The organism is Polynucleobacter sp. AP-Sanab-80-C2 (genome assembly GCF_035012965.1).
Classification (GTDB): Bacteria; Pseudomonadota; Gammaproteobacteria; order Burkholderiales; family Burkholderiaceae; genus Polynucleobacter.
This window is the reverse complement of the sequence record NZ_JAYGQS010000001.1, coordinates 416,481-442,481: the sequence shown is the minus strand read 5'-3', so window position 1 is coordinate 442,481 and position 26,001 is coordinate 416,481. Positions and strand designations below refer to the sequence as shown.

The 26,001-nt window shown below is 46.1% G+C and carries 23 protein-coding genes; 21 read left to right on the top strand and 2 right to left on the bottom strand.

Annotated elements, in window-relative coordinates; translation table 11 throughout:
• The first annotated feature begins 203 nt into the window (after nucleotides 1-203).
• From mraZ to lpxC, 17 genes are all read left to right on the top strand, one after another.
• Complete coding sequence (gene mraZ, locus VC178_RS02275) at nucleotides 204-632, top strand: division/cell wall cluster transcriptional repressor MraZ (RefSeq protein WP_323481584.1); 429 nt, start codon at nucleotides 204-206, stop codon at nucleotides 630-632.
• Nucleotides 633-644: 12 nt separating this feature from the next.
• The gene (rsmH, locus tag VC178_RS02270; RefSeq protein WP_323481487.1) at nucleotides 645-1,595 is read left to right on the top strand and encodes a 16S rRNA (cytosine(1402)-N(4))-methyltransferase RsmH; all 951 of its coding nucleotides are present in this window, start codon (nucleotides 645-647) and stop codon (nucleotides 1,593-1,595) included.
• Entirely contained in the window at nucleotides 1,592-1,858 is a 267-nt protein-coding gene (gene ftsL / locus VC178_RS02265) for a cell division protein FtsL (RefSeq protein ID WP_323481486.1), read from the top strand. Before rsmH ends, ftsL begins: the two co-directional genes overlap by 4 nt.
• Nucleotides 1,855-3,627, top strand: coding sequence for a peptidoglycan D,D-transpeptidase FtsI family protein (locus VC178_RS02260; RefSeq protein ID WP_216126253.1), 1,773 nt, complete (start codon nucleotides 1,855-1,857; stop codon nucleotides 3,625-3,627). The genes ftsL and VC178_RS02260 overlap by 4 nt, the downstream gene beginning before the upstream one ends.
• Nucleotides 3,628-3,641: 14 nt before the next feature.
• Nucleotides 3,642-5,174, top strand: coding sequence for a UDP-N-acetylmuramoyl-L-alanyl-D-glutamate--2,6-diaminopimelate ligase (locus tag VC178_RS02255; protein WP_323481485.1), 1,533 nt, complete (start codon nucleotides 3,642-3,644; stop codon nucleotides 5,172-5,174).
• The gene (locus VC178_RS02250) at nucleotides 5,171-6,613 is read left to right on the top strand and encodes a UDP-N-acetylmuramoyl-tripeptide--D-alanyl-D-alanine ligase (protein WP_416350532.1); all 1,443 of its coding nucleotides are present in this window, start codon (nucleotides 5,171-5,173) and stop codon (nucleotides 6,611-6,613) included. The genes VC178_RS02255 and VC178_RS02250 overlap by 4 nt, the downstream gene beginning before the upstream one ends.
• The gene (mraY, locus tag VC178_RS02245) at nucleotides 6,604-7,773 is read left to right on the top strand and encodes a phospho-N-acetylmuramoyl-pentapeptide-transferase (protein ID WP_323481484.1); all 1,170 of its coding nucleotides are present in this window, start codon (nucleotides 6,604-6,606) and stop codon (nucleotides 7,771-7,773) included. The genes VC178_RS02250 and mraY overlap by 10 nt, the downstream gene beginning before the upstream one ends.
• 14 nt (nucleotides 7,774-7,787) lie before the next feature.
• The gene (murD, locus tag VC178_RS02240; RefSeq protein ID WP_323481483.1) at nucleotides 7,788-9,410 is read left to right on the top strand and encodes a UDP-N-acetylmuramoyl-L-alanine--D-glutamate ligase; all 1,623 of its coding nucleotides are present in this window, start codon (nucleotides 7,788-7,790) and stop codon (nucleotides 9,408-9,410) included.
• On the top strand, nucleotides 9,407-10,678 hold the full coding sequence (gene ftsW / locus VC178_RS02235) for a putative lipid II flippase FtsW (RefSeq protein WP_215296195.1): 1,272 nt from the start codon (nucleotides 9,407-9,409) through the stop codon (nucleotides 10,676-10,678). Before murD ends, ftsW begins: the two co-directional genes overlap by 4 nt.
• Nucleotides 10,675-11,748 carry an undecaprenyldiphospho-muramoylpentapeptide beta-N-acetylglucosaminyltransferase gene (murG, locus tag VC178_RS02230; RefSeq protein WP_323481482.1) on the top strand — a complete coding sequence of 358 codons (1,074 nt, stop codon included), beginning with the start codon at nucleotides 10,675-10,677 and terminating at the stop codon, nucleotides 11,746-11,748. Before ftsW ends, murG begins: the two co-directional genes overlap by 4 nt.
• Nucleotides 11,745-13,181: a UDP-N-acetylmuramate--L-alanine ligase gene (murC, locus tag VC178_RS02225; protein WP_323481481.1), complete on the top strand. Its 1,437-nt coding sequence runs from the start codon at nucleotides 11,745-11,747 to the stop codon at nucleotides 13,179-13,181. The genes murG and murC overlap by 4 nt, the downstream gene beginning before the upstream one ends.
• Complete coding sequence (locus VC178_RS02220) at nucleotides 13,174-14,181, top strand: D-alanine--D-alanine ligase (RefSeq protein ID WP_323481480.1); 1,008 nt, start codon at nucleotides 13,174-13,176, stop codon at nucleotides 14,179-14,181. Before murC ends, VC178_RS02220 begins: the two co-directional genes overlap by 8 nt.
• A complete protein-coding gene (locus VC178_RS02215) occupies nucleotides 14,178-15,035 on the top strand; it encodes a cell division protein FtsQ/DivIB (protein ID WP_323481479.1) in 858 nt (285 codons plus the stop codon). The genes VC178_RS02220 and VC178_RS02215 overlap by 4 nt, the downstream gene beginning before the upstream one ends.
• Nucleotides 15,036-15,045: 10 nt before the next feature.
• Entirely contained in the window at nucleotides 15,046-16,275 is a 1,230-nt protein-coding gene (gene ftsA, locus VC178_RS02210) for a cell division protein FtsA (protein ID WP_323481478.1), read from the top strand.
• A gap of 47 nt (nucleotides 16,276-16,322) precedes the next feature.
• Nucleotides 16,323-17,663 (top strand): cell division protein FtsZ, encoded by a 1,341-nt coding sequence (ftsZ, locus tag VC178_RS02205; RefSeq protein ID WP_215296202.1) that lies wholly within the window; start codon nucleotides 16,323-16,325, stop codon nucleotides 17,661-17,663.
• Nucleotides 17,664-17,775: 112 nt separating this feature from the next.
• Nucleotides 17,776-18,276, top strand: a complete 501-nt coding sequence (locus VC178_RS02200; protein WP_216126270.1) for a peroxiredoxin — start codon at nucleotides 17,776-17,778, stop codon at nucleotides 18,274-18,276.
• 43 nt (nucleotides 18,277-18,319) lie between these two features.
• Nucleotides 18,320-19,234 carry a UDP-3-O-acyl-N-acetylglucosamine deacetylase gene (gene lpxC / locus VC178_RS02195; protein ID WP_215296204.1) on the top strand — a complete coding sequence of 305 codons (915 nt, stop codon included), beginning with the start codon at nucleotides 18,320-18,322 and terminating at the stop codon, nucleotides 19,232-19,234.
• A gap of 8 nt (nucleotides 19,235-19,242) precedes the next feature.
• On the opposite strand, the gene VC178_RS02190 is transcribed toward lpxC, so the two are convergent.
• Nucleotides 19,243-19,776, bottom strand: coding sequence for a hypothetical protein (locus VC178_RS02190; RefSeq protein WP_323481477.1), 534 nt, complete (start codon nucleotides 19,774-19,776; stop codon nucleotides 19,243-19,245).
• A 24-nt stretch (nucleotides 19,777-19,800) separates the two neighbouring features.
• Here VC178_RS02190 and secA point away from each other — a divergent pair, with 24 nt between their 5' ends.
• The 4 genes from secA to VC178_RS02170 all read left to right on the top strand — a co-directional run bounded on the left by secA (nucleotide 19,801) and on the right by VC178_RS02170 (nucleotide 25,250).
• On the top strand, nucleotides 19,801-22,566 hold the full coding sequence (secA, locus tag VC178_RS02185) for a preprotein translocase subunit SecA (RefSeq protein ID WP_323481476.1): 2,766 nt from the start codon (nucleotides 19,801-19,803) through the stop codon (nucleotides 22,564-22,566).
• 145 nt (nucleotides 22,567-22,711) lie between these two features.
• Nucleotides 22,712-23,947, top strand: a complete 1,236-nt coding sequence (argJ, locus tag VC178_RS02180) for a bifunctional glutamate N-acetyltransferase/amino-acid acetyltransferase ArgJ (protein WP_323481475.1) — start codon at nucleotides 22,712-22,714, stop codon at nucleotides 23,945-23,947.
• A 13-nt stretch (nucleotides 23,948-23,960) separates the two neighbouring features.
• Nucleotides 23,961-24,818, top strand: a complete 858-nt coding sequence (locus tag VC178_RS02175; RefSeq protein WP_416350531.1) for an ATP-binding protein — start codon at nucleotides 23,961-23,963, stop codon at nucleotides 24,816-24,818.
• 15 nt (nucleotides 24,819-24,833) lie between these two features.
• The gene (locus VC178_RS02170; RefSeq protein ID WP_323481474.1) at nucleotides 24,834-25,250 is read left to right on the top strand and encodes an NUDIX domain-containing protein; all 417 of its coding nucleotides are present in this window, start codon (nucleotides 24,834-24,836) and stop codon (nucleotides 25,248-25,250) included.
• Here the strand turns inward: VC178_RS02170 and zapD are convergent.
• Nucleotides 25,247-25,999 carry a cell division protein ZapD gene (zapD, locus tag VC178_RS02165; protein WP_215296208.1) on the bottom strand — a complete coding sequence of 251 codons (753 nt, stop codon included), beginning with the start codon at nucleotides 25,997-25,999 and terminating at the stop codon, nucleotides 25,247-25,249. The two genes, VC178_RS02170 and zapD, sit on opposite strands and share 4 nt — an antisense overlap.
• Between the last annotated feature and the right edge of the window lie 2 nt (nucleotides 26,000-26,001).

Genomic DNA, 26,001 nt, shown 5'->3' with positions numbered 1-26,001 from the left:
CTAGCTCTATAGCTAAGATGTATTCTTAAGTATATTTTCCAAGCCATTGTTTCAAGTAGCTATTTTATTATCACCATTTTATGAACATACGACGCTAAGTGTTTGTAAACACTAGAGAAATTCCCAAAAAATAGCCAAAAACACTTGACCCCCCTATTGCAATCCTCTAAAGTGGGAGGAAGTGTGAAAAAGTGGGGTAAATGGTGTTTCAAGGTGCGTCAGCTCTCAATTTAGATGCAAAAGGTCGGATGTCGATTCCGGCAAAGCATCGTGACGCCCTAATGGTGCAGGGTGACGGCCGTGTCACGCTCACAAAACACCCCGATGGCTGCCTTCTTTTGTTCCCAAGACCAGAGTGGGAGGGCTTCAGAGCTAGGGTTGCGCAACTGCCCATGAACGCTCATTGGTGGCGCAGAATTTTTCTTGGCAATGCTGCTGAGATTGATCTTGATAGCGCAGGTCGTGTTTTGGTCAGTCCAGAATTGCGTGCTGCTGCAGGAATCGAAAAAGAAGTGATCTTGCTCGGCATGGGCAGTCACTTGGAATTGTGGGACGCAGCTACATACGCCGCAAAAGAACAGGCTGCGATTTCGCAAGGTATGCCTGAAGCGCTCAAGCAATTTAATTTTTGATGACAGGGTGCTATGAACATAACTCATCGCCCAGTGTTACTGGCCGAGGCGGTGACGGCGCTAGTCAATGGTCCGCTCATTCAGAATCAAAGCGCAACCCAAAACATGCTAGTCATCGATGGAACGTTTGGGCGCGGCGGTCATACACAAGCACTGCTCAAGCAATTACCAGCCTCAGCTCGCATGATTTCATTCGACAAGGATTTGGATGCGATTGCCGTAGCACAACAAATCAACGATCCACGCTTAAGGATCGTACACGACAGTTTTGCGCAGATGGATCAGTACGCAGCACCAGAATCAGTCGATGGAATTTTGTTAGATCTGGGGATCAGTTCGCCGCAAGTGGACGAAGCGCACCGGGGATTTTCTTTTCGGCGCGAAGGTCCACTCGATATGCGGATGAACACCAATCAAGGTTTGACGGCTGCAGAGTGGTTAGAGCAAGCACCGCAGGAGGAAATCACGCACGTGATTAAGACTTACGGGGAAGAGCGTTTTGCATTTCAAATCGCAAAGGCGATTGTGGCTAAGCGAGAAGAGGGCCTGTCGCCGCAAACGACTACGCAATTAGCAAGTCTCATTGCAGGTGTAGTGCGTACCCGCGAGGCTGGACAAGATCCTGCCACTAGAACTTTTCAGGCCTTACGTATCTTTATCAATCGTGAGCTGGAAGATTTGGAGTTAGGCCTAAAGGCGGCCCTGAAATTATTGAAGCCAGGCGCAAGGCTTGCAGTGATTAGTTTTCACTCATTAGAAGATCGTATTGTTAAACAATTTTTACAGGCTCATGCAAAAGTAGAAATACCTCGTGGGTTACCGGTGCGTGAAAAAGATTTACCCCAAAGTATGATTGAGATTATTGGACGCATAAAGCCCAGTGATGAAGAGGTTGCGGAAAATCCGCGCGCTCGCTCAGCCATTATGCGAGTAGCAGAAAAGCGATTTGGGGCATTCGCATGAATCGCGCAACCTTGACCTTATTAGCTTTGTTATTGCTTTGCGCATTATCTTTGGTCGCTGCGCAGCAACGTGCTCGTCAATTATTTATCGCCCAAGAACGTACTCAAATTGAAGAGCGTAAGTTGAATCAAGAGTGGTTGCGTTTGGAATACGAGCAGCGCAATCTTTCAAAATCCGCGCGTATACGAAGCGTAGCGCGTAATCAATTGCATATGGCACCGATTTCTCCTGAACGTACTTTGTACATCAAGGAGGCCCCATGAGAACGGTTGGATTTTCAACTACGCCAAACTTAGTATTGCGTCTGCCTATGTGGCGGTCGCGCTTGATGCTATTTCTTTTGTTTTTTGTCTTCATGTTGCTGTTGCTGCGCGCGTTCTGGATTCAAGGTCCGGGTAATGCCTTTTATGAGGCAAAGGGCGTGAGAGGTACACAGCGTGAGTTAGAGTTGCCAGCTAGTCGCGGAAAGATCTTGGATCGCAATGGGCAGGTGATTGCAACTAGCCTTGAAGCAAAATCGGTGATTGCATACAACGATACTGTGCCAGATGACTTAGCTGCGGATAAGGTAAAAAAACTGGCTGGCTTGTTGCAAATTAGCGAAGCTGAATTGCGTAAAAAGCTAAAAGACGATCGGAAGCAAGTCTTCTTAAAGCGTCAAGTCGATCCAGAAATTGCGCTACAGATTAAGCAACTAGAAATTCCAGGCATTGGTCTGAATAATGAATATCGACGCTTTTATCCTGAAGGCGAGGCGATGGCTCACGTTGTGGGATTTACTAACGTTGAGGATAAGGGTCAAGAAGGAATGGAGCTCTCTAGAGAAAGAGAGCTTGCAGCTCATCCCGGTCAAAGACGTGTAGTAATCGATCGCCTAGGACGTGTAGTAGAGGACATCGCTATTGAGCAGTTGCCGCAGAATGGTAAAGATTTGCAATTATCGATCGATAGCAAAATTCAATATCTTGCTTATAACGCGGTAAAGAGTGCAGTAGAGCAACATCATGCAAAAGCGGGTGGTGCCGTTGTTTTAGACACGCAGACCGGTGAAATCCTGGCTTTGGCAAATTACCCAAGCTACAACCCAAATGATCGTCGGAATTTAAGTGGCGAGCAACTGCGTAATCGGGTGCTGACAGATACTTTTGAGCCTGGCTCAACAATGAAACCTTTGACGATTTCCATTGCTTTAGAAAAGGGAGTAGTTAAACCAAATACTAATATGGTGATTGGTGCAAAGTATCTGGTTGGACCTAAGCCAATTACAGATTCACACCCTTTTGCTAACTTAACTGTTTCCCAAGTAATTCAGAAGTCAAGCAATATTGGCACTGCAAAGATCGCATTGAATAATCTCTCCGCAGAAGAGATGTGGGATTTTTATACATCAGTAGGTTTAGGACAAGCGCCAAAAATTGGTTTCCCAGGCGCTGTTGCTGGCACAGTGCATCCCTTTAAAAAATGGGTGCCCACTGACCAGGCACGTATCGCCTTTGGATACGGCATTTCTGCTTCGCTCTTTCAAGTTGCGCGTGCTTATACGATATTTGCGCGCGATGGTGAGTTGATTCCACTAACCATCGAGCGTAGTCCGGGCGTGAAAAATGGTACGCAAGTGCTTTCAGCAAAAACTGCCATTGAAATGCGGGAAATGATGGAAACGGTAACTGAGACTGGCGGCACAGCTGTCAAGGCGCAGACTGAAGGTTATCGGGTTGGCGGTAAGACAGGCACAGCGCATAAGCTTGTTGGCAAGGGGTACGGAAATTCTTATCGTGCTTACTTTGCTGGACTTGCCCCTATTAGCGCACCGAGGATTGTTGTGGCGGTCATGATTGATGAGCCTACTGGTGGTAGCCACTACGGTGGAGATGTGGCAGCCCCTGTTTTTTCTACGATTGTTGGTGAAACATTGAGGGCTTTAAATGTTGCGCCTGATACAAGACCAAATCTAATGGCATTAGATGATAAGAGCCCTACAGAGGTTCGTACTGCTAATGTACAGACACAGCATGTGGTTCTGAAAAGATGACGGTGGCATTGAATATGAAACCCAATCATTTGATTGACCACTTGCACACCCTAGCAAATTCTTCAGCAAAGGTGAGCGCGGATAGTCGTCAGATTGAATCTGGCGATATCTTTTTTGCATACCCTGTTGGCCACGGAAACGCCTTGCGTGATGGGCGCCAATTTATTGATACTGCTTTACAAAAAGGCGCAGCAGCAGTCGTATTTGACTCTGTTAGTGCTGATGCTGATTATTTGGATCATCCCCAATGTATTGCGATTGAAAATCTTGCAGAGAAAGTAGGTAAGTTTTGCGCCCAATGGTATGGCGAGCCAAGCAAGCAATTACAAGTGATCGGTGTTACGGGTACTAACGGTAAGACCAGTATTACTCAGTGGTTAGCTAACGCATTGGATCAACCGAATCACCGTACAGCAGTACTGGGCACCTTGGGAACGGGTTTTCCAGGTTCGCTGGAGAAGACTGGATACACAACCCCAGACGCGCCAAAGCTACAGACTCAGTTAAAGCAGTTATTAGACGCTGGTGCTAAACAAGTGGCAATGGAAGTGTCATCTCACGCATTGCAACAGGAGCGCGTCGCAGGAACTACATTTCATTGCGCAGTATTTACCAACTTAAGCCAAGATCATCTCGACTACCACGGAAGTATGGCTAACTATGCTGAAGCAAAAGCAAAGTTATTTAGTCAGCCTGGTTTAGAGCATGCCGTCGTAAATTTAGATGATCCTTTTGGTCGTGAGCTGGCGATGAATCTGTTGGCTAGGGATGAACTGAGAGTTTGGGCTTACGCTTTAAATTCATCAGCTTTCAAAGGCTTTGAAAAATTTGGTGATCGTCTACAACGTATTTATGCAGTAGATAGTGTCTTAAATGGCTTTGGATATGATTCTGTTTTCACATACGAAGGTGTGGGTAAAAATTCTCTCCATATTCCTCTGCTTGGCGAGTTTAATTTAAGCAATGCGCTGGCAGTGTGGACAACGCTATTGACGCAAGGCCTCACTCGGGATGAAGCAAGTAAATGTGTCGGTCAATTGCAGCCAGTCATCGGCCGCATGGAGCTCATCTCATTAGGTAAGAGTCAAAAGTCTGAAGGTCCTTTGGCAGTTGTGGATTACGCACATACGCCGGATGCTTTGCAGAAGACTTTGCAGGCATTGCTCCCGATTGCTCAGCAACGCGGTGGCAAGTTATGGTGTGTATTTGGTTGCGGTGGTGATCGCGATAGTGGCAAACGTCCTCAAATGGGTACCGTTGTTGCTAACATTGCCGATCAAATCATCATTACCAGTGATAATCCGCGCTCTGAAGATCCTGAGGCGATTATGGAGATGATTCGTCAAGGAATTCACTCGTCTAGTGCAAATGTGCAGGTGATTGCAGATCGTGCAGTAGCAATCATGGCCGCTATTCGACACGCAGATATAAAGGATGTGGTGCTGGTTGCCGGCAAAGGTCATGAGACTTCGCAAGAGATTAAAGGCAAGCGTTTTGATTTTTCTGATCAAGAGCATATTCGTCTGGCTGCCGGAGGTCTAGTCTGATGATGACGACATTAGCCCAAGTACACACCATGTTGCCAGGAAGTAGATTGCTGAATGTTTCTGATGAGGCTGCAAGAGTTATTGCCCTATCGAGGGTTGGCACAGATAGCCGTCAAATTGATGCTGGTGAGCTATTTATTGCTTTGTCAGGCGAGCGGTTTGATGCCCATGATTTTTTAGTCGATGTTGCAAAGTCTGGTGCTGGAGCTGCACTAGTGAGCAGCGCAGAGAAGTGCCCAGGAAATTTACCGGCAGTTTGTGTTGCGGATACACGCATTAGTTTGGGTGATTTAGCGAAAGCTTGGCGCGCAAATCATGAGATTCCATTAGCCTTGGTTACCGGTAGCAATGGTAAGACTACGGTTAAAGAGATGATTGCCTCTATATTTAAAGTGGCAGCCGGCGAGACTCATACCTTAGTCACGAAAGGTAATCTCAATAATGAGATTGGCTTGCCCTTGACCTTGTTGAAGCTGCGTTCGACAGATCGCCTTGCAGTAGTGGAGTTGGGTATGAATCATCCCGGCGAAACGGCACAACTAGCGGCGATTGCTCAAGCGAATATTGCCCTCATTAATAATGCCCAACGCGAGCATCAAGAATTTATGGCAACGGTTGCTGCGGTTGCTGAGGAGCATGCCGATGTGATCCGCGCTTTACCTAAAGATGGTATTGCTGTGTTTCCCGCAGACTCCGAGTTCACTTCGGTATGGCGTGTAGCTGCGGGCGCAAGAAAGGTGATTGATTTCGCTTTGTTGTCTGCTCAAGCAGGCACGAATGCTTCAGTAAGAGGTTGTTTATTAAACAATGGTCTCGTAGAGGTGATTACCGATATGGGATCGGTTGAAATTCAGCTGAATACTCTTGGTAGCCACAATGTACGTAATGCTTTGGCTGCAAGTGCTGTAGCTTTGGCTGCTGGACTTAGTCTTGAAAAAATCAAGCAAGGCCTGGAGGCTTTTGCGCCCGTGAATGGACGGATGCAGCCTAAAAAGATTCATCCAAATTACACATTGATTGATGATAGCTACAACGCTAATCCAGATTCAGTGCGGGCTGCCATTGATGCGTTGAAGCAGTCTGGAAATATTGCTTGGTTGATTCTGGGTGATATGGGAGAGGTTGGTAATCAGGGCCCTGAGTTTCATCGTGAAGTAGGTGCTTATGCAGCTGAGCAGGGAGTTGCTCAGTTATTTGCTCTTGGTGAGCAATGCCAGTTTGCGATTCAAGGTTTTGATAGCGTCGTAAAAACCAATCCAGCATCAAAAGCCATACATTTTTCCAATATAGATAGTTTGATTGCTCAATTAAGAGATGCATTGCATGCACAGAACGCAGGTAGTAATCAGTATCTCAATATTTTGGTTAAGGGTTCCCGTTTTATGCGCATGGAACGTGTAGTACAAGCCTTGTTAGAGGAGGCTAAGACATGTTCATAATTTTGGCCCAATGGTTACAAGAGGATTTCGGCTTTTTCCGAGTAATTAATTACATCACCTTTAGAGCGGTAATGGCGACCGTTACTGCATTGTTAATTGGCTTGGCTGCAGGTCCCTGGGTGATTCGGAAGTTAACTACATTGAAGATGGGGCAGGCCGTCCGTACGGATGGTCCAGAAACCCATTTAGTGAAATCGGGAACGCCAACGATGGGTGGCGTATTAATTCTCATTGGTATTTTTGTCTCTTGCATGCTCTGGGCTGATCTCAGTAATCGCTTTATATGGATTGTGATGATCGTGACTTTTGGTTTTGGGGCTGTGGGCTGGGTGGATGACTATCGCAAGGTCGCACGCAAAGACCCTAAGGGCATGGCATCAAGAGAAAAGTTTTTCTGGCAAACCTTGATTGGTTTGTTTGCAGCGATTTACCTAGCGTTCTCAGTGTCTGAGGTGAATAACCTCAAGGTATTGCAATTGTTTTATGAGTGGCTCAAAAGTGGCTTTGCTTTAGATCTCCCAGCCAAAACGAATTTGCTAATACCTTTTATGAAAGAAGTGAGCTATCCCTTGGGCATGATGGGCTTCATCATCTTAAGTTATCTCGTCATTGTCGGCAGTAGTAATGCCGTCAATTTGACTGATGGCCTTGATGGCTTAGTAATCATGCCAGTGATTTTGGTAGGCGCTGCATTGGGTGCTTTTGCCTATGTGATGGGTAATGCTATCTATGCCAAATATCTATTGTTTCCGTATATCCCAGGTGCTGGTGAGTTATTGATCTTTTGTGGCGCCATGGGTGGAGCAGGTCTAGCTTTCCTTTGGTACAACGCGCATCCAGCGCAAGTATTTATGGGTGATGTGGGTGCCTTAGCTCTCGGTGGCGCGCTTGGAACAATTGCAGTGATTGTGCGTCAAGAAATTGTTCTCTTTGTGATGGGCGGTATTTTTGTTGCTGAAACGCTTTCAGTGATGTTGCAAGTCTTTTGGTTCAAGCTGACTAAAAAACATTTTGGTGAGGGTCGTCGTATCTTCCGGATGGCGCCTTTACATCACCATTTTGAACTAGGCGGTTGGAAAGAAACACAAGTGGTGGTTCGTTTTTGGATTATCACGATCCTCTTGGTATTAATTGGTTTATCAAGTTTGAAATTACGGTGAACCACAGAGTAAATATGCTGACTATAGAAAATACTTTCGCTAATCCCACTGCTGTAGCTGATGCTAGCTACGTAGCCCCACATCGCTTTTTGATTTTGGGTCTCGGCGAGTCTGGCGTTGCCATGGCAAAGTGGTGCTTGCGTAATGGTGCAGTAGTGCACTTAGTTGATACACGCGATCGTTCCCAGTTATCAGAGCGTCAGCTAGCATGGCTTGCCGAGCTTGAGTTGGTCGGATTACAAGCCTCTCAGTTTGGCCCTCTCAGTGATGAACTACTGACGGATATTGATGTGATTGGTATTAGCCCCGGACTTTCGCCCTTACAAGAGCCAACAGAATCATTCTTGGTCAAAGCACGTAAAGCAAGAGTAGATGTTTGGAGTGAAATTGAATTTTTTGCCCGCGCAATCGCTGCTATATCGCGCATGGCATTAGATAAGCAATCTAGTTATACAGCTTCAGTGTTGGCTATTACGGGCACCAATGGCAAAACAACTACGACGGCATTAACCGGTCAGTTGTGTGAACGCGCTGGCAAGAAAGTAGCAGTTGCTGGCAATATCAGTCCTGCAGCACTCGATAAGCTCATGACATGTTTGAATGGTGCTGATCAGATTAAGGATTTGCCAGACGTTTGGGTATTGGAGCTTTCAAGCTTCCAATTGGTTTATACCTATTCTTTAAATGCTACTGCGGCAACCGTTCTGAATATCACCCAAGATCATTTAGATTGGCACGGGGATATGGGCGCCTATGCAGAGGCTAAAGCCAAAATATTTGGCTCTGACACGATATGTATCTTGAATCGCGATGACCCAGCAGTGATGGGTTTATTAACTGATGAGCAAAAAGTAGAAAAAGCGCTGGTCACTTTTGGTTCGAATCGCCCTGACGAACAAGGTGCATTTGGCATTGAGCACGATTTGCGCGCTGGTGGCATTGATTGGTTGGTATGGGCTGAGGTCGATGAAGATCTTGATCCCAAACCGAAGCGTCGTCGCAAGTCCGCAATGGTTCAAGAAGATGAGCCATTGCGTTTGAGGCGTTTGATTCCTGCAGATGCATTACGCATTCGGGGTCGTCATAATGCTTTGAATGCGCTTGCTGCCCTAGCATTAGCACGCGCAGCTAATTTACCGATGAATGTATTACTCCATGGTTTGCGCGATTACCATGGCGAGCCGCACCGTGTACAAAGTATCGCAATTGTGAATGATGTTGAGTATGTGGATGATAGTAAGGGCACTAACGTTGGCGCTACAGTCGCCGCTTTAAATGGCTTGGGTAGTAACGAAGCCGGTAAAAGAATTTGGCTCATTGCAGGGGGCGATGGCAAGGGTCAGGACTTTAGCCCATTGCGTGAACCTGCATTACGTTTTGTTAAGGGTGTTTTCTTAATTGGTAAAGATGGTGAAAAGATTGCCCAAGCAATCGGTGGCGATGTCTCTTTTACCAATAGTGGTAATTTAGCAGCGGCCGTGCAAGCGGCTGCAGCAAAGGCGGTCTCAGGTGATTTGGTTTTACTATCGCCAGCATGTGCGAGCCTCGATCAGTTCCGAGACTATAAGGAGCGGGCACAGGTATTTGCATCAGAGGTTGAAGAATTGGGAATGCGTTTTGAAGGGGTTCAGGTATGAACTTTAGAGAAAAACTATCTCCTGAAAACCGTCTTGGCTTAGATCGCTTTTGGAATTTTTCTAGGGGCGGTATTGATAATTTCCGAACTGGCTTAAGAGACGCAGTCTCTGGGGTAGAGCAAACTCGTTCACGCATGATGGAATATGACCAATTATTGGTATGGGCAGTGTTATCGCTCATGCTGATTGGTTTAGTCATGGTTTATTCGGCATCGATTACTTTGGCTGATGGTCCTAAATATGCCAACTACAGTAGTAACTATTTTTTGATTCGCCATTTGATCTCATTAGCTATTGCTGTTGTTGTTGGCATTACAGTTTTTAAGATACCGACCAAGGTTTGGGATCGCTATTCACCGGTAATTTTTGGTTTTACCGTTCTATTACTGATTTTGGTTTTGATTCCTGGCATTGGTAAGGGGGTGAATGGTGCAAGGCGCTGGATATCCTTAGGTGTGATGAATTTCCAGCCATCCGAATTAATGAAATTTGCTGCGGTGATCTTTGCAGCAAGTTATACGGTTCAGCGACAAGAGTATCTACATTCTTTTTCTAAAGGAATGCTGCCAATGGGTATTGCAGTTGCGCTGGTTGGCGGACTCTTGATGAAAGAGCCTGATATGGGAGCCTTTGTAGTTGTTGCCATCATTGCATTCGGTATTTTGTTTTTAGGTGGTATCAACGCAAAATTATTTGGTGGTTTGATTCTGGTCGGCTTAATGAGTGGTGCAGCCATGATTGCGCTCTCACCATTCCGGCGTGGTCGCATGTTGGCATTTATGGATCCATGGCAAGTGGATAACGCTGCTAATAAGGGCTATCAATTGACGCATTCGCTGATGGCTTTTGGTCGAGGTGAATGGTTTGGTACTGGTCTAGGCGGAAGCGTGGAAAAACTTCACTATCTTCCGGAAGCGCATACCGACTTCATCATGGCGGTGATTGGTGAAGAACTCGGCTTTGTCGGTGTTGTCGTGATGATTTTCTTGTTCTACTGGATTGTGCGTAGAGCCTTCATCATTGGCCGTACTGCTTTGCAATTAGATCGAAGCTTTGCAGGCTTAGCAGCAAAAGGAGTAGCCATCTGGATTGGTTGGCAGGCATTTATCAATATGGGTGTGAACTTGGGTTTGCTCCCTACAAAAGGCTTAACTCTGCCATTAGTGAGTTATGGCGGATCTGGAATTTTGATGAATGCAGTAGCGATTGCGATGCTATTGCGAATTGATTATGAGAATCGCATTCTGATGCGCGGAGGGAAGCTGTGACCAAACCCTCAATATTAGTCATGGCTGGCGGTACTGGTGGGCATATCTTCCCAGGCCTTGCTGTGGCTGAATATTTGCGGATATGTGGTTGGAATGTGTCGTGGTTGGGCAATCAAAGTGGCATGGAGTATCGGCTTGTGAAGTCTTGTGACTTTCCGTTTGAAGCAGTTGAGTTTGGCGGTTTGCGTGGTAAGGGCTTGAGGGCCAAGCTCATGTTGCCGATCAATTTGATACGAGCATGCTTTCAGAGCTGGAAGATCATGCGCCGTTTAAAGCCAAGCGTTGTTTTGGGGATGGGTGGATACATTACTTTTCCGGGTGGCTTGGTGACAAAATTCTTGAAGCGACCATTGGTACTACATGAATCAAACTCTGTAGCGGGAAGCGCTAATCGTGCGCTGACAAAAATTGCCATGCGTACCTTAACAGGCTTTCCTAACACCATGGAAAAAGCAGAGTGGGTTGGTAATCCTATTCGTGAAGAATTTGACCACATACAAAAACCAGATCTACGTTATCAGCAACGCCAAGGCCCCTTATCCCTTTTAGTTGTTGGGGGTAGTTTGGGGGCAGCAGCGCTAAATGAAAATATTCCAGCTGCGTTAGCGTTGATACCACAAAATGCTCGACCAATAGTGATCCACCAGGCGGGAGATAAGCATTTAGTCGATTTACAAAAACGTTATGCGGAGTGTGGCGTTGAGGCTGATATTCGTCCGTTCATTGACGATATGCCAACTGCGTACGCGCAGGCGGATTTAGTGATTTGTCGATCTGGTGCAATGACAGTTTCAGAGTTGGCAGCATGCGGTGTAGCTTCTTGCTTGATTCCCTTCCCCTATGCGATTGATGATCATCAAACCGCTAATGCCAAATTTTTATCAGATGCTAATGCAGCAGTCCTGTTACCTCAGCAATATCTCAATCCTCAGGATTTGGCTTTGATGATTCAAAACTTCAATCGTGATGATCTTCAAGAAATGGCCATGCGTGCTCATGCATTGGCTAAGCCACATGCAACTCAGCGCGTAGCTGAAGTGTGTGCTGATTGTGCGGGGGTGGGCGTATGAAACATATCGTTCAACAAATTCATTTCATTGGTATTGGCGGCGCCGGTATGAGCGGTATCGCCGAAGTACTTTTGAATTTAGGCTATCAAGTCTCGGGCTCTGATTTAGCCGAGAGCGTTACAACGAAGCGCTTAAAAGACTTGGGCGCGGTGATTCATATTGGGCATGACCCAAAAAATGTAGGTACTGCAGAAGCGGTGGTTATTTCTACGGCAGTAGCTGGGAATAATCCTGAGGTATTGGCTGCACGCGCAGCGAAAATTCCTGTGATCCAGCGTGCTGTGATGTTAGGTGAGTTAATGCGTTTGAAGCAAGGTATTGCGATTGCTGGCACGCATGGCAAGACAACGACAACAAGTTTAGTAGCCTCCGTACTGGCTGAGGGCGGCCTGGATCCAACCTTTGTGATTGGTGGCAAGCTGAATTCTGCTGGTGTCAATGCCCGTTTAGGCCAGGGTGATTTCATTGTCGTTGAAGCAGATGAATCCGATGCTTCGTTCTTGCAACTATTCCCCGCAATGGAAGTGGTGACCAATATTGATGCTGATCATATGGACACCTATCAGCACGATATGGCGAGATTGAAACAAGCTTTCGTGCAATTTATCCAGCGGATGCCTTTTTATGGTGTAGCTGTTTTATGTATTGATGATGCAAATGTACGCGACATCATTCCTTTTGTTTCGCAGCCTGTATTACGCTATGGCCTCTCAGAAGATGCAGATATTCGTGCAAGCAATATTCGTGCTAATGGCACCAGCATGCACTTTACGGTTGAGCGTCGTACTGTTCGGCGTCATGGCAACAAACCTGGACCACTCAATGTGAAGCTGAATTTGCCTGGCTTGCATAACGTGCGAAATGCGCTTGCGGCAATTGGTATTGCTACTGAATTGGGTGTTGGCGATGAAGCGATCACAAAAGCACTGTCTGAATTTGGCGGTGTTGGTCGACGTTTCCAGCGTTATGGCGAGCTTCCACTTGCCTCTGGAGGTAGTTTTACTTTGATCGATGACTATGGTCATCACCCGGTAGAGATGGCTGCTACTTTAGCCGCAGCACGTGGCGCATTTCCAGGTCGTCGCTTAGTTCTCGCATTCCAGCCACATCGCTTTACAAGAACACGGGATTGTTTTGGTGAATTTGTACAAGTACTCCGAAATTTTGATGCTTTGGTATTAACTGAGGTTTATCCCGCTGGAGAGGCGAAGATTCCAGGCGCAGATGGTAAGAGTTTGATGAAAGCTACTTTAGCTGAAGAGAAAAATTCGAAAGCACCACTCAATTCTCCCGCAGTGGTATTTGCATCCAATGTTGCTGAGATGCCAGAAAAATTAAGTCAAGTTTTAAAAGATGGGGATGTATTAATTACGATGGGCGCAGGTTCAATTTCTGCTTTGCCTCACACCTTGTTGGAGACAAAAAATGTCTGAGCATATTCTCAGCGCATGGGGCGGCCGTGTTAAATCACGGCTAGCAAGCTTAAATGTGAAGTCTCTCGGTCGAGTAGGGGTTTTGCTTGGCGGTCGCTCCGGTGAGCGTGAAATTTCTTTGTTGTCTGGCAATGGTGTGCTGCAAGCCCTTCTATCTAAGGGAGTTGATGCCCATGGCTTTGACCCAGGATTGCGCAATCCGACAGAATTAGTTTCTGAGAAATTTGATCGTATTTTTATTTCCTTGCATGGTCGATATGGTGAGGATGGAACTATTCAAGGCTTGCTAGATCTAATTGATTTACCTTATACCGGCAGCGGTGTTTTAGCATCGGCCTTAGCAATTGACAAGATTGTCACCAAGCAAGTGTGGATTAGCAATGGGCTCGCTACTCCTGAATTTGAAGAGTTAACCGCCAATAGTGACTGGAATGCAGTAGTGAAGTATCTTGGTTTACCTTTGATTGTGAAGCCTGCTCATGAAGGATCTTCGCTCGGTTTAACCAAGGTGAGATCCGTCGATGAGTTGCCGGCTGCTTATCAATTGGCTGCAGGACTGGACAAGAAGGTTATTGCAGAAACATGCATCATTGGTGATGAGTTGACTTGCCCCTTAGTTGGTCAGGGTAGTAATGCCGAAGCCTTGCCAGTAATCAAAATTATTCCGCCGCAAGCCAATTACGATTTCCATAACAAATATTTTTCAGATGAAACGCAGTACCTATGCCCCACTGGACTTGCTTCAGAAGTAAACGAGCGAGTTCAAGCGCTGGCTTTGGCTGCCTATAAAGCACTCGGTTGCCGTACCTGGGGTCGCGCCGATGTGATGTTAGATCAAAAAACCGGTAAACCTTATTTGCTTGAGATGAACACCTCTCCGGGCATGACTTCCCATTCTTTGGTGCCAATGGCTGCAAAAGCTGCCGGCATTGAGTATGCAGATTTAGTTCTTTGGTTACTCAGTCAAACCTTAGAACAAAAAGAGGGTGCCCTTGCATGAGTAATTTCATGGATCGGTTCGGCGAAATTTTCGGTATGTTGATGTCACCACTCTGGAATCATCCAGATCGGATGCAAAAGCTCAGTCGTTTCTTAATGAGTTGCTTCGTATTAATGATGGTGCTAGGGGCCTTGGTGTGGCTTAGTCAGCGCCCCGTATTTGCGCTAAAGCAAATTCAGATTGAACCAGTTGCTGGTCAAACACTAAAACACATCAATAAAGCTATTGTGAAGCGCCAGGTTTATGAAACTGTGCAGGGAAACTTCTTTAGTGTGCGTCTTGAGGAAGTAAAGCGCGGCTTTGAAAGTATGCCGTGGGTACGACATGCCAATGTGCGCCGAGTTTGGCCTAACGGCCTGATTGTGAGTATTGAAGAACAGAAACCATTTGGTACATGGGGCGGTTCCGATAGTCATGTGCTAATTAACAATCACGGAGAAATTTTTGCTGGTCGCGTTTCTGAGATTAGTGATGACATTCGATTGGTCGATTTCTATGGTCCGGATGATGCGAGTAAGGAAGTGATGAGTCTTTATGAGCGATCCAATAACTGGTTTAAACCTTGGGGTGCTGAGGTTGTCAGTCTTGCCTTGACTGAGCGCTATGCCTGGCATATCAAGCTATCCAACGGCATGAGAGTCGAATTTGGGCGTGATGAAGAGAATTCAGACAAAACATTAACGGAAGAGCGTATTGCGCGTCTTTTTAAGTATTGGCCACAAGTTCAAGAAAAGTGGGCCAACCGAATTGATGCCGTGGATTTACGTTATCCCAATGGTTTTGCAGTTCATCTAGCGTCTGCAAGTGTGAAAAAAAATGATATTGATGGCAAGAAAAGCGAGTTGAAGCAATGAAGGAATGGGAATGAGTAAAGACAATCGCGACCTATTGGTTGGTTTAGATATTGGAACCTCCAAGGTGGTTGCCCTAGTTGCGGAATTAGCACCCGATGGCAAATTTAATGTGGTGGGTGTTGGTCAAACTTCTTCAAAAGGGTTGAAGAAGGGCGTTGTCGTCAATATTGAAGCTACTGTTCAATCGATTCAGAAGGCTTTAGAAGAAGCCGAGATCATGGCTGATCGTCAAATCGTTCAGGCCTTTACGGGTATCGCAGGTAACCATATTGTGAGTTTCAACTCGAGCGGTATGGTGGCTATCCGCGATAAAGAAGTTACAGCAGGTGATGTGGAGCGCGTTCTAGAGACAGCCAAAGCAATCAACATTCCAACGGATCAACAAATTTTGCACATTCTTGTTCAAGAATTCATTATCGATGGACAGGAAGATGTTCGCGAGCCGATTGGGATGAGCGGCCTTCGCTTAGAAGTCAAAGTACATATTGTCACGGGTGCCGTAAGCGCCGCGCAAAATATTGTGAAGTGTGTACGTCGCTGCGGTCTTGAAGTCAATGACCTCATTTTGCAGCCTTTGGCCTCGAGCCTTGCAGTCTTAACTGAAGATGAAAAAGAGCTTGGGGTTGTCTTGGTGGATATTGGTGGCGGCACAACCGACATTGCAATCTATTGCCAAGGATCGATTCGTCATACGGCGGTAATTCCTATTGCTGGTGATCAAATCACCAATGACATCGCGATGGCATTACGTACGCCAACAATTGATGCCGAAGATTTAAAGATTGCTCACGGTATTGCACGTCAAGAAATGGCCGATCCAACCGCCATGATCGATGTCCCTGGTATGGGTGATCGTGACCCACGGCCAATGTCTAAACAAGCTTTAGCTGCGGTGATCGAGCCGCGGGTTGAAGAGCTATTTACTTTGGTTAGAGGAGTTGTGCGTGATTCTGGCTATGAAGACATGGTTTCTTCTGGAATTGTTTTGACTGGCGGTACTTCATTGATGCCAGGAATGGTTGAGCTAGCCGAGCAAGTGTTCTTGAGACCGGCTCGTGTTGGTACTCCAGAATATCGCGGTCATTTGCATGAGGTCTTACGTAGTCCGAGATTTGCTACCAGCATCGGTTTATTAATGGAAGGTCAGGTGCAGTTATTGCGTGGCCGCCGTTTTTCTCAATCAGGCGCGTTGCAAGGTGTGATGTCACGCATGAAGGAATGGTTTGCAGGAAATTTTTAAGTTTTTCGTCGTCGTCAATGTAGTCCGTTTTTTACCTAGGAGGGTATATGGAATTTGAAATGTTAGATCAAGAAACAGCCGGTAAAACCATTATTAAAGTGGTTGGAGTCGGTGGGGCTGGTGGTAATGCAGTCCAGCACATGATCCGTCGCGGTGTTAATGGCGTAGAGTTCATTTGCATGAACACCGATGCTGGCGCATTACAGCGCTCTGAGGCATCTGTGAATTTGCAACTGGGCTCTAGCGGATTGGGTGCGGGCGCTAAACCAGAAATTGGTGCAGCTTCTGCAGAAGAAGCTCGTGCACGCATTGCTGATGTATTGCAAGGTGCACATATGGTGTTTATCACTGCTGGTATGGGTGGCGGCACTGGAACAGGTGCGGCACCTATCGTTGCTCAAGTGGCAAAAGAAATGGGCATTCTGACCGTTGGTGTGATCAGCAAGCCATTTGATTTTGAGGGCGTCAAGCGCTTGAAAGTGGCAGAGAATGGGGCAACCGAACTTGAGTCCTATGTGGATTCATTAATTGTGGTGCTCAATGAAAAGCTCTTTGAAGTGATGGGTGAAGATGCTGAGTTTGATAAGGCCTTTGCTTGTGCTGATGATGTATTACACAACGCTGTTTCTGGTATTGCAGAAATCATCAATGTTCAAGGCTTAATTAACGTTGACTTTGAAGACGTGAAGACTGTTATGGGCGAGCAAGGTAAAGCAATGATGGGAACCGCAACGGTTTCAGGTATGGATCGTGCCCGCTTGGCTGCTGAAGCTGCTGTTGCTTCTCCACTGCTTGAGGGCGTTGATTTATCTGGTGCTCGCGGCGTTTTGGTCAACATTACTGCTAATCGTTCATTGAAGTTGTCTGAAACACGTGAAGTCATGGCTGCTATTCGTGGTTATGCTGCTGATGATGCAACTGTGATCTTCGGAACGGTATATGACGAGAGCTTAGGTGATGCATTGCGTGTCACCGTAGTTGCTACGGGTTTGAATAATCCACAAGCCCGCCAAAATCACCAACCAGAAGTGGTGTGGAGACAAGCGACTGGTACGCATGATGCAATGCCAACGATGGCAGATCTCAATAGCTTTGCTCCTGCTAGTGCATCAGCAGCGATGAGCAAAGTTAGCTTAGATTCTGCTTTGAGTACTAGCGCGGGTATGGCTTTGACAGGTTCTGGCAGTGCGCCTGCAACAGCTGCGCAACCAGCTAGCAGCGGTGTTGATTATAGTCAGTATGATTTGCCACGAGTATTTCGTAGCTCTCGTGAGGCAAGCGCTGCGCCGACTTTAGGTGCCGATAGCTCCCCTCAAGCAAAGACCTTGCTTGATAAAGGGGCTGATTACTATGAAATTCCTGCTTTTTTACGTAAGCAAGCAGATTAATTGACTGCTTAATACAATAGGTCATTGCGAAATGCCAGCGCGGCGCCCCTCCGGACGACGAATCCCGCGCTTGCGTTGGCATGCTTACTAACAATTACCTATTGGAGACATCATGATTGCTGTTGGACAAAAATTACCAAATGCTACTCTTTATGAATTTTTTAACGAAGAGACTGAAGGCTGTGCGTTAGGGCCTAATGCTTTTGAAGTTGAAAAGCTGATGGCTGGCAAAAAGATTGTGATCTTTGCATTGCCTGGCGCCTTTACGCCGACCTGCTCTGCAAAGCATGTCCCTGGATATGTTGAGCACTACGATGCGATTAAAGCAAAGGGTGTGGATGAGATTTGGTGTATTTCTGTGAATGACCCATTTGTGATGGGCGCATGGGGCCGTGACCAAAAGGTAGGTAAAAAAATTCGCATGTTGGGTGACGGCAGTGCTGAGTTCACCAAAAAGGTAGGCTTGGAGCTGGATTTGACTGCCCGTGGTTTTGGTGTGCGTTCTGATCGCTATGCCATGATTGTGGAAGATGGCGTAGTAAAAACTTTGGAGCGCGAAGCGCCAGGTAAATTTGAAGTCAGTGATGCCGCTTCTATTCTGAAAAAACTGTAATTCAATTGATTAACTAACCACCCCTGAATTTAGAGACGTCATCATGATGAAGCAAAGAACGATTGCCACTCCGGTTAAAACCGTGGGAATTGGTTTGCATTCTGGTAGCAAGGTGACGATCTCTATTAAACCTGCGCCAGTTGATTCAGGGATTCAGTTTGTCCGTGTTGATACTCCAGAGCAGTCGGTAGTACCCGCAACTGCTTTGGCTGTATGCGATACACGGCTTGCGTCTGTGATCCAAAAAGATGGTGTGAGAGTTTCTACAGTAGAGCACTTGCTCTCGGCTTGTGCTGGCTTAGGTTTGGATAATCTCTTGATTGAGCTTGATGGTGAAGAAGTCCCCATCATGGATGGAAGTGCTGCTTCATTTCTATTTTTGATTGAATCTGCTGGTATTGTTGAGCAAGCGGCTGCTCGTCAATTTGTAGTCATTAAAAAACCAGTTGAAGTACGTGATGGCGACAAACTTGCTCGCCTTGAACCTTTTTTCGGGTTTAAGTTGGATTTCACAATCGACTTTAAACATCCCGCTGTTGATAAAACGGGTCAGCGATTTATTGTCGATTTTGCAGAGCATGCATATCGTAGTGAAATTGGACGGGCACGCACGTTTGGTTTTGCTCACGAAGTAGAGGCTTTAAGAGAAATGGGCCTAGCACGAGGCGGTAGCTTAGATAATGCGATTGTTTTGGATGAGCACCGTATTTTGAATAACGAAGAACTTCGTTATGAGGATGAGTTTGTGCGTCACAAAATTTTGGATGCGATTGGCGACCTCTACTTAGTAGGTCATCCCATTGTGGGAGCTTATGTGGCTGAAAAATCAGGTCATGCACTCAATAACGCTTTATTACGTAAGCTCTTAGAAGATCCCAGTTCTTATGAAATTAGCAGCTTTGCTGAAAATAAGGCCCCTGAGGCTTTCTCTCAAGAAAGCCAACCTTTATTCTTTTGAGTGTTGAATTACTTCGGCTTATGCTGCAGTAATCGCTCTACCGTCTTCCGCAGTTCAGAGTCTGGAGCAAGCTTTTCTAGTAACTCTTCCCATGATTTTTTAGCAATGGCATTAAAACCTTGGGATTTACGATGCTGTTGATCTTTGGCGCGAGCTTTTACTTCCCACCCTGCGGGCGCTGGCTTCATTTTGACTTTAATAGCGCTGCATTTCAGCCCTAATTTTGATAACTCATTGATTAAGCTAGGTAAATTTTGTTGCAAACGACTGGCGATGCTGGCACTACTGACCAGTAAAAAGAGTTCATCTTGGCTTCCAGAGTGCCACCCAGCATCAATTTTGGGGCTGAGATGGCCCAAACCCAGTTTATCCAGCGCTATTCCTAAGGCGGACTTGATTCTGGCTAGATCTTCGGTCTTAGCCAGTATTCCCCCAAGACCATTGGATTTGCGTAGGTAATCAAGCCAGTCATAGGCCTTGTGCTTGCGGGATGGTTTAGGGGCAGAGTTCATAAAAAATGGGGTTACGGGTGATAAACTCAAGGTCTTCATTTTCTTCAATATCCCATGGTAATCGGTCTTCTTAAAACCCTGGTCGGCAGTCGTAACGACCGCCTCTTAAAACAGTATCGCAAAGTCGTTGCCAAGGTTGGCGCTTTCGAGCCAAGCCTGCAATCTTTGGATGATGTTGCGCTTGCCGCTAAAACTGCTGAATTTAAGTCTCGACTGGCTGCTGGCGAGTCTTTAGATGACATTGCGCCTGAAGCATTCGCAGTAGTGCGTGAAGCTAGCGTACGCGTTATGAAAATGCGTCACTTTGATGCTCAGCTCATGGGTGGACTGGCACTTCACCAAGGCAAGATTGCTGAGATGGGTACGGGTGAGGGTAAAACTTTAACTGCCACACTCCCAGTGTATTTGAATGCTTTGACCGGTAAAGGTGTTCATGTTGTTACCGTGAACGATTATTTGGCGCAACGTGACGCTGAATGGATGGCGAAGTTGTATAACTTCTTAGGCATGAAGGTGGGTGTCAATCTATCGCAGATGGATCACAACACCAAGCAAGAAGCATACGCAGCCGACATTACTTATGGTACCAACAATGAATTCGGTTTCGATTACTTGCGCGACAACATGGTCCAAGATTTGGATCAGCGTGTGCAACGTGGCTTAGCTTATGCGATCGTTGACGAAGTTGACTCGATTTTGATTGATGAGGCTCGCACGCCATTAATTATTTCTGGTCAAGCGGATGATCACACCGATCTCTATATCAAAATGAATGCGCTGCCTTCTCATTTAGAGCGTCAGATTGGTGAAGAGAAAGCGGATGGTACTGGTGTTGAAAAGCCAGGTGACTATTGGGTAGATGAAAAATCTCAGCAGGTCTATTTAACTGAGCAGGGCCACGATAAAGCTGAGCAAGTATTGGTTCAGATTGGCGCTTTAAATGATGGCGACTCTCTCTATGCGCCACAGAACATCACCCTGATGCACCATGTTTATGCAGCCTTACGTGCACATACTTTGTACAACCGAGACCAACACTATGTTGTGCAAAACAAAGAAGTCATCATTGTTGATGAATTTACTGGTCGATTAATGCAAGGCCGTCGTTGGTCTGATGGTTTGCATCAGGCAGTCGAGGCTAAAGAAGGTGTGCCGATTCAGAATGAGAATCAAACCTTAGCAACGATTACTTTTCAGAACTATTTCCGGATGTATGGCAAGTTGGCTGGTATGACTGGTACTGCTGATACTGAAGCATATGAGTTCAAGGAAATTTATAACCTTGAAACCGTAGTCATTCCACCCAATCGTATTAGCCAAAGAAAAGACAAACAAGATCAAATCTATAAGTCTTCTCGCGAACGTTATGACGCTGTTATCAAAGATATTGAAGATTGCTATGAGCGTGGTCAACCAGTATTGGTTGGTACAACCTCGATTGAAAACTCAGAATTAATCTCTGGCTTATTAGACAAGCGTAAGTTGCCGCATCAAGTCTTGAATGCAAAACAACATGCCCGTGAAGCAGAAATCATTGCGCAGGCAGGTCGTCCGAAGATGATTACGATTGCCACTAATATGGCTGGTCGTGGTACCGACATCGTGCTTGGTGGTAATGTGGGCAAGCAGTCCACCTTGATTGAAGCTGATGAGGCTTTATCAGATTCAGAAAAAGCGAGCAAGATTAAGCAGCTTCAAGATGAATGGCAAAGCATTCATGATCAAGTGTTAGCTGCAGGTGGTTTGCATATTATTGGTACTGAGCGCCATGAGAGTCGTCGTATCGACAATCAATTAAGAGGTCGCTCTGGCCGACAAGGTGATCCAGGCTCTTCACGTTTTTTTCTGTCTTTAGATGATCCATTGCTGCGTATCTTTGCTGGTGACCGCTTAAGGTCTGTCATGGAGCGCTTGAAAATGCCTGACGGCGAGCCGATTGAAGCGGGTATGGTGACACGTTCTATTGAGTCTGCGCAACGTAAGGTCGAGGGTCGTAACTTTGATATTCGTAAGCAGTTGCTCGAGTATGACGACGTTGCTAATGATCAGCGCAAAGAAACCTATCGCCTCAGAAATGAAGTACTTGAGAGCCAGGATATTGGCGAGCTGATTGCTAATTTGCGCGAGGATGTATTGCGTTCCGTTTGCTCTTTCTATGTTCCCCTAGAGTCTATGGAAGAGCAGTGGGATTTGCTTGGACTGGAGAATGCCCTAGCTAATGAGTGGGGTCTGGCGGTTGATTTGCAGAAATGGGTTGAGGGCGCGGAAAGTGTCGATGACGCAGAGATCGTGGAACGTGTATTAGCTGCTGCTAAAGAGTCTTATGATGCGAAGGTTGATCTCTCTGGACGTGAATCTTTTGCTGGCTTTGAGCGCTCTGTACTGCTCTATAGCGTAGATACCCATTGGCGTGAGCACTTGGCTGCTTTAGATCATTTGCGCCAAGGAATTCACTTGCGGGGCTATGCCCAAAAAGATCCAAAACAAGAGTATCGCCGCGAAGCCTTTGAGCTATATGGCGAACTCTTGAGTACTATTAAGAATGATGTTGTTAAGAGCATCACGACGGTACAAATTCGTAGTGCGAGTGAATTAGATCGCGCAGCAGAATCGATGAATGAAGATTTAGCTAAGTTAAAAGATCTTCAGTACCAGCATGCAGATGCCGATATGGAAGTTGCTGGCTCTACTGGTGATCGCGGCGCTGCAATTGATATTCAACCAGCGCCAGTCCGTACTGGTCCGAAGATTGGTCGAAACGATCCTTGTTCTTGTGGTAGTGGCAAGAAGTACAAGAACTGCTGTGGTGCATTAACTTAACCATCGCCCTGAATGCGTTAATCATCAAATGGCTCGGCTAATGCAGAGCCTTTTTTTTTTGGCTATTTTTATTTCAATGCCGAAATGGGAGATAAATTGATATCTCCCCCTGTTTTTGATACGCCTCATCTACAATTATCGGACTATGACAGTTAATTTACCTCTCCCCCAAAAAGCCGATCTGAAGCCTGTTAAAGGTTTTGAGATGGGTATCGCTGAAGCTGGAATTAAGAAGGCCAATCGTAAAGATTTATTGGTGATGACTCTTGCTCCTGGCTCACAAGTCGCTGGTGTTTTTACCTTGAATCGTTTTTGCGCCGCCCCTGTTCAAGTTTGCCGCGAGCATCTGGCGCAAGAGGGTCGAAATGGCGAAATTCGGGCCTTAGTTGTCAACACTGGTAATGCAAACGCCGGCACAGGTGAGCAGGGTATGAAACATGCTTTAGAAACATGCGCTGCTTTAGCCAAGGATCTCAAGATCAATCCAGAGCAGATCTTGCCATTTTCAACAGGGGTGATTCTGGAGTCTTTACCGATTCAGAAAATCATTACTGCGCTTCCCAAGGCAGTAGCTAATTTGGGTGAGGACAACTGGTTTGATGCGGCCCAAGCAATCATGACTACAGATACTCAGCCAAAGGCAAGTTCAGTCACGGTTCAAACGCCAGCTGGTCAAGTTGTGTTGACGGGTATTTGTAAGGGCGCAGGAATGATTCATCCCAATATGGCAACCATGTTGGGATTTATCGCCACTGACGCTGGTTTTGCCCCTGGCTTATTGAGCGAACTCACTCGCGAGGTTGCTGATCTTTCGTTTAACGCTATCACGATTGATGGTGATACCTCGACTAATGATTCCTTCATCATCATGGCGACTGATCAATCGTCAGTACACATCAAGTCGACCAGCGACCCCAGTTACACCATCGTGCGCGAGGCTTTAATTACCCTAGCTAGAAAATTAGCGCAGATGATTGTGCGTGATGGCGAAGGTGCCACTAAGTTCATGACAATTGAAGTGGTTGGTGGCAAGACTGCTGAAGAATGCCGTCTAGTAGCAAAAGCAGTAGCTCATTCACCATTGGTTAAAACCGCATTCTTCGCGAGTGATCCTAATTTGGGTCGTATTCTTGCGGCTATTGGTTACGCAGGCATAAAAGACTTAGACGTTAATCATGTCCAAATGTGGCTGGGTGATGTTTGGGTTGCTAAAGATGGTGGGCGCAATCCAAGTTATCAAGAGGCAGATGGTCAAAGAGTAATGCAGGCTCCAGAAATTACAGTCAAGATTGATCTAGGGCGCGGAGCTGCTACTCAAACGATGTGGACCTGTGACTTGTCGCATGACTATGTTTCGATTAATGCGGACTATCGCTCTTAAAGATATCAATCATATGAATGAAAAATTAGACCGTCTTTTAGATCATCTCGAAACCTTTTTACCCAAGCCATTAACTGATGAACTGTGGAAATCTTCCACTGCATTTAGATGGCGTCGTAGAGACAGTATCTTTGGCAGTATTGGATTTTTACAGCCAGTCAAGCATGTGTCTGATATTACCTTTGAAGACCTTCAAAATATTGATCGTCAAAGAGATGCGATTCGGGATAACACTAAAAATTTCATCCAGAAAAAACCAGCCAACAATATTCTGCTTACTGGCGCCCGAGGAACGGGTAAGTCTTCCTTGATTAAAGCCAGCTTGCACGAGTTTGCAAGCCAAGGCCTGCGTCTGGTAGAGGTGGAAAAAGAGCATCTTGCCGACTTGGCCGATATCACGGAGCTTCTGGCTGATCGTCCCGAGCGCTTCATTATTTTCTGCGACGATCTCTCCTTTGAAGATGGTGAGTCAGGCTATAAGGCTATGAAATCTGCTCTTGATGGCTCAGTATCGGCTCAAGTCGACAATATTTTGATCTATGCCACCTCTAATCGTCGTCATTTATTGCCGGAGTATATGAAGGATAACGAAGGTTATGTACACGGAGATGATGGTGAAATTCATCCTGGTGAGGTGGTGGAAGAAAAGATTTCTTTATCAGAGCGCTTTGGTTTGTGGCTCTCGTTTTATCCGCCTAAGCAAGATGAATATTTGGCAATTGTGGCTCACTGGTTGGCACATTTTGGTTTGAGTGCGGAGCAAATTGCGGCTGCTCGTGCAGAAGCGCTCGTTTGGGCTTTAGAGCGCGGTTCTCGTTCTGGCCGTGTGGCTTGGCAGTTTGCAAAACATTGGGCTGGATCACACGCCTAAGATGGATTGATTCTGGTGAGTGAAATTAATCGACCCGTTACTGAAGTAGCCGCTGGAATATTGCTGGATCAATCCGGGCGCTATCTATTGGGACAAAGACTAGAAGGCAAGCCCTATGCAGGTTATTGGGAAGTACCTGGCGGCAAGATTGAAAAAGGTGAATCTGTTTTCGAGGCGCTGAAACGTGAGCTACAAGAAGAGCTTGGTATCGACATTCATGCGAGTGAAGAATTAACCATCCTCGAGTATGACTATCCGCATGCTTATGTACGCTTACATGTGAGCATTATTCGAGAATGGATAGGTACTCCAAAAGGCTGCGAAGGCCAGTCCCTGTCCTGGCAATTATTAAGCTCAGAAAAGCCTAGTGTGGAACCGCTATTACCAGCCGCTTGGCCAATGCTGGAGAGGCTGAAAGCCCTTTTGACCTAGAAGTGGCAGAGCGTCAGCTTGAATGACACATCCTTATTTGCAGGCTGCGATTTTTTATCACGATCTGTTTGCATAAAGCGCACGGATAGTAAATATTTATTGGCGCTAATCTCGGAGAAGAGCGTGTCATCTTCTACTGCAACTCGCATCAGCTGATAAATTTTCCCAGAAGGTGCCTGCTGGAATGAGCCGTTATGAGCCAAGACATCTTTTGCTTCACCTGACTGACGTAGTAAGCGTAAAAATAATTGACAGGCATCTTGCCATGGTAACAAGGGGTGTGCAAAATTTTCTAGTAACTTGCGACGCTCATTCGATGGACTATTTTTCCAAGCATGGTAACTGGGTAAATCAATCGGACTTGTACCGCCGGGAATATTTAAGCGTGTACGAATACTATTGAGCCACTCGCTCTCAGAAATTGCTAAGTTTGGTCTGCCGGTTGATTGATTAATCTTGCTAGCAACAGAATCTATTTCTGCTAGTGTTTGAGAAAGAGTTTCTTGATCTACTTTTTGTGAGGTCTTTAGTCCATTGAGGGCATATTTTTGACGCTCAAATTCTTTTAGTAGAAGTGATTTGATATCGCCACGTGCACCAATATCTCCCAGGTCAAACAACATGGCGATTGCATTGTGATGAAGTTCGGGGTCATCGGAGCGTACGAAATGATTGAAGCGGGCGAACAAGTACTCCAGTCGAAGCATGCTTCGAACTAATTCATTGAAGGGGTATTCGTAGACAATCACAA

Excerpts from the sequence above, each read along its gene's own strand:
- rsmH (WP_323481487.1), top strand. The coding sequence starts at position 645 with ATGAACATAACTCATCGCCCAGTGTTACTGGCCGAGGCGGTGACGGCG.
- ftsL (WP_323481486.1), top strand. The coding sequence starts at position 1,592 with ATGAATCGCGCAACCTTGACCTTATTAGCTTTGTTATTGCTTTGCGCA.
- VC178_RS02260 (WP_216126253.1), top strand. The coding sequence starts at position 1,855 with ATGAGAACGGTTGGATTTTCAACTACGCCAAACTTAGTATTGCGTCTG.
- VC178_RS02255 (WP_323481485.1), top strand. The coding sequence starts at position 3,642 with ATGAAACCCAATCATTTGATTGACCACTTGCACACCCTAGCAAATTCT.
- mraY (WP_323481484.1), top strand. The coding sequence starts at position 6,604 with ATGTTCATAATTTTGGCCCAATGGTTACAAGAGGATTTCGGCTTTTTC.
- murD (WP_323481483.1), top strand. The coding sequence starts at position 7,788 with ATGCTGACTATAGAAAATACTTTCGCTAATCCCACTGCTGTAGCTGAT.
- ftsW (WP_215296195.1), top strand. The coding sequence starts at position 9,407 with ATGAACTTTAGAGAAAAACTATCTCCTGAAAACCGTCTTGGCTTAGAT.
- murC (WP_323481481.1), top strand. The coding sequence starts at position 11,745 with ATGAAACATATCGTTCAACAAATTCATTTCATTGGTATTGGCGGCGCC.
- VC178_RS02220 (WP_323481480.1), top strand. The coding sequence starts at position 13,174 with ATGTCTGAGCATATTCTCAGCGCATGGGGCGGCCGTGTTAAATCACGG.
- VC178_RS02215 (WP_323481479.1), top strand. The coding sequence starts at position 14,178 with ATGAGTAATTTCATGGATCGGTTCGGCGAAATTTTCGGTATGTTGATG.
- ftsA (WP_323481478.1), top strand. The coding sequence starts at position 15,046 with ATGAGTAAAGACAATCGCGACCTATTGGTTGGTTTAGATATTGGAACC.
- ftsZ (WP_215296202.1), top strand. The coding sequence starts at position 16,323 with ATGGAATTTGAAATGTTAGATCAAGAAACAGCCGGTAAAACCATTATT.
- VC178_RS02200 (WP_216126270.1), top strand. The coding sequence starts at position 17,776 with ATGATTGCTGTTGGACAAAAATTACCAAATGCTACTCTTTATGAATTT.
- lpxC (WP_215296204.1), top strand. The coding sequence starts at position 18,320 with ATGATGAAGCAAAGAACGATTGCCACTCCGGTTAAAACCGTGGGAATT.
- secA (WP_323481476.1), top strand. The coding sequence starts at position 19,801 with ATGGTAATCGGTCTTCTTAAAACCCTGGTCGGCAGTCGTAACGACCGC.
- argJ (WP_323481475.1), top strand. The coding sequence starts at position 22,712 with ATGACAGTTAATTTACCTCTCCCCCAAAAAGCCGATCTGAAGCCTGTT.
- VC178_RS02175 (WP_416350531.1), top strand. The coding sequence starts at position 23,961 with ATGAATGAAAAATTAGACCGTCTTTTAGATCATCTCGAAACCTTTTTA.